Source organism: Mycobacterium sp. (genome assembly GCF_050701675.1).
Lineage (GTDB): Bacteria > Actinomycetota > Actinomycetes > Mycobacteriales > Mycobacteriaceae > Mycobacterium.
The window spans coordinates 1-2493 of record NZ_JBOGDD010000128.1; the positions used below are offsets into that span (position 1 = coordinate 1).

5 protein-coding genes are annotated in these 2493 nt (G+C 65.5%); 1 reads left to right on the top strand and 4 read right to left on the bottom strand.

Annotation, left to right across the window (positions count from 1 at the left end):
• The 4 genes from ACRDUX_RS03865 to ACRDUX_RS03880 all read right to left on the bottom strand — a co-directional run.
• The coding region (locus ACRDUX_RS03865; RefSeq protein WP_526411200.1) for a hypothetical protein at window positions 1-147 on the bottom strand (147 nt) is incomplete at its 3' end.
• Window positions 114-572 (bottom strand): class Ib ribonucleoside-diphosphate reductase assembly flavoprotein NrdI, encoded by a 459-nt coding sequence (gene nrdI, locus ACRDUX_RS03870; RefSeq protein WP_526411193.1) that lies wholly within the window; start codon window positions 570-572, stop codon window positions 114-116. The genes nrdI and ACRDUX_RS03865, both read right to left, overlap by 34 nt.
• A 34-nt stretch (window positions 573-606) precedes the next feature.
• On the bottom strand, window positions 607-852 hold the full coding sequence (locus ACRDUX_RS03875; protein ID WP_526411195.1) for a redoxin NrdH: 246 nt from the start codon (window positions 850-852) through the stop codon (window positions 607-609).
• A 433-nt stretch (window positions 853-1285) separates the two neighbouring features.
• Window positions 1286-1840: an NADPH-dependent FMN reductase gene (locus tag ACRDUX_RS03880; protein WP_526411196.1), complete on the bottom strand. Its 555-nt coding sequence runs from the start codon at window positions 1838-1840 to the stop codon at window positions 1286-1288.
• Between the two features lie 91 nt (window positions 1841-1931).
• Between ACRDUX_RS03880 and ACRDUX_RS03885 the strand changes: the two genes are divergently transcribed.
• Window positions 1932-2493: TetR/AcrR family transcriptional regulator (locus ACRDUX_RS03885; RefSeq protein ID WP_526411198.1), on the top strand; the 562-nt coding region annotated here is incomplete at its 3' end.

A 2493-nucleotide genomic window follows, 5' to 3' on the forward strand; every position in this document is an offset into this window, starting at 1 on the left:
CGCCGCCTCGCGATCCTTCTCGAACTGAATCTTGCCGTCGGCGTCGTAGAGGTTCAGCATCGCGTTGAGCGCGTGGTAGTCCGTCTCCCCCGGCAGCGCGTGCGCGCCGGTGGTTACGTGTTCTGTAGCTGTGACGGTTGGTGGCACGGCTGGTCCTTCCAGAAGTCGGCGAGGCCCGCGCGGACGGCGATGACGTCGTCCGTGGTGCCCATCAATTCGAAGCGATAGAGGTATGGCACGCCGCACTTGCGGGAGACGACGTCACCCGCGTAGCCGAATTCGGCGCCGAAGTTGGTGTTGCCCGCGGCGATGACGCCACGCAGCAGCGACCGGTTGTGTTCGTTGTTCAGGAAGGCGATGACCTGTTTGGGGACGTATCCCCCGGCATCGGGGTCCGGTCCGTTCGCGTGCCCGCCTCCGTAGGTGGGCAGCACCAGCACGTAGGGCTCTTGGACGAACTCAGGGTCCTCGATTCGTCCAAGTACCGGAATCCGGATGGCGGGCAGACCCAGCTTCTCGACGAAGCGGTGCGTGTTCTCCGAGACGCTGGAGAAGTAGACGAGATTGCTCATCACGTTCCCCTTTCTTCCGCCCGCCGGATACCCGTTATGCCGTGACTGCGACCGCTACCCCGGACAGCGACTTGATCCGGTCCGGGCGGAACCCCGACCAGTGATCGTTGCCCGCCACGACGACGGGCGCCTGCAGGTAACCGAGCGCCATGACGTAGTCACGGGCCTCGGGCACCTCGGTGATGTCGATGACCTCGTAATCGATGCCCTGCTTGTCCAGCGCCTTGTAGGTGGCGTTGCACTGCACGCAAGCGGGCTTGGTGTAGACGGTGACTGTCATCTTCGGCACGGCTCCTCTGCGGAAACTGGACTAACTGGCTACTACTGTTCAGCGGTCCGGAGACCCGTGAAATTCCTGCCGTCCTGAGCTGCTCGAACCGGCCGTCGGGTGAACCGACCTGCAGGATTCGCGAGCTCCGGCCGACCTGAGCCGGTACGGATACCGTGGGGGTCTGTCGGTCTGCAGAACACTACACCTAGTGCCCGACATCCAATGCGGATACAAGATGTTCTGAACGACATTGATGGAATTCCCAGGTCGTAAGCCCATGAACTCGTCTCCCATCGGCGTGTCGCATCTCACAAACAGAACGTGTCGCGCAATGGACACCTGTCTATCACGGGCCACCGACAGGCTTACCGGAACGCCCCCCAACAGCAAAGCCGCCGACGAACCCTCATCGGGCACGTCGGCGGCTTGGCCTCGAACGGACTCAACTGACCGCGGCGGCCAGCTTCTCCACGACCTCGCGCACGCTTGCGGTCACCTCGGCGTTCTCCCGCGGATGCTTGCCGTCGAAGACCTTCCCTGGCACGGACAGCTTCACGTCCTCGACCACGCGGGGACCGGCGATGCCGAAGGACTTGCGCGTCTCGTCGTGCGCCCAAACCCCGCCGAACTGGCCCAGCGACGTTCCGACGACCGCGAGCGGCTTGTCCTTGAGCGCACTGTCGCCGAACGGTCGAGACAACCAGTCGATCGCGTTCTTCAGCACCCCGGGGATACTGCCGTTGTACTCGGGCGTGACGACGAGTGCGGCGTCCGCTTCGGCCGCAGCCAGGCGCAGCGCCTTGACGGGCTCGGGCACTCCGCCATCTTCCGGGTCCCCGTCGATGTCCTCGTTGTAGAACGGCAACTCGCCCAGCCGGTCGAACAACTGCAACGTCACGCCGTCGGGAGCGGCCTCGATGGCCACCTCGGCCAGTTGCCGGTTCACCGACGCCGCCCGCAGACTGCCCACCAGTACCAAGACCTTGTTGTCCGACATCTTCCTCAACCCCTTCTATGACTCACGCCGATCCTTGCACAGGGTAACCGGACTATGGTCCGATTCATTCCGGTTGAGCTAAAGTGCAGGTATGAGCGTCACCGACGGGCTGACCGGACTCCCGGTCTCCGACTCCGCGCCGTCGGAGCGTGGCGACGCCGCCCGCAACCGCGCACTGCTGCTCGACGCCGCGCGCCGGCTGATCTCCGAGCACGGCACCGAGGCCGTCACGATGGACGACGTGGCCACCGCCGCGGGTGTCGGCAAGGGCACGCTGTTCCGCCGCTTCGGAAGTCGCGCAGGCCTCATGATCGTGCTCCTCGACGAGGACGAGAAGGTCGAGCAGCAGGCGTTCATGTTCGGGCCTCCCCCCCTGGGCCCCGGAGCGCCGCCGCTGGAGCGACTGCTGGCCTACGGACGCGATCGGCTGCGCTTCGCTTGGGACCACCGGGCGCTGCTGTCCGATGCGAGCCGCGACCCGCAGACGCGGTTCAACGCGCCATCGACACTGCACCACACCCACGTCCGGATGCTGCTCGACGCCGCAGGCACCACCGGTGATCTCGACGCGCAGGCCGAAGCGCTGCTGGCGCTGGTGGACGCCGACAGCGTCGCCCACCAGGTGATCGATCTGCAGCGCAGCCTCGAGGTGC

Excerpts from the sequence above, each read along its gene's own strand:
- ACRDUX_RS03875 (WP_526411195.1), bottom strand. The coding sequence starts at position 852 with ATGACAGTCACCGTCTACACCAAGCCCGCTTGCGTGCAGTGCAACGCC.
- ACRDUX_RS03880 (WP_526411196.1), bottom strand. The coding sequence starts at position 1,840 with ATGTCGGACAACAAGGTCTTGGTACTGGTGGGCAGTCTGCGGGCGGCG.
- nrdI (WP_526411193.1), bottom strand. The coding sequence starts at position 572 with ATGAGCAATCTCGTCTACTTCTCCAGCGTCTCGGAGAACACGCACCGC.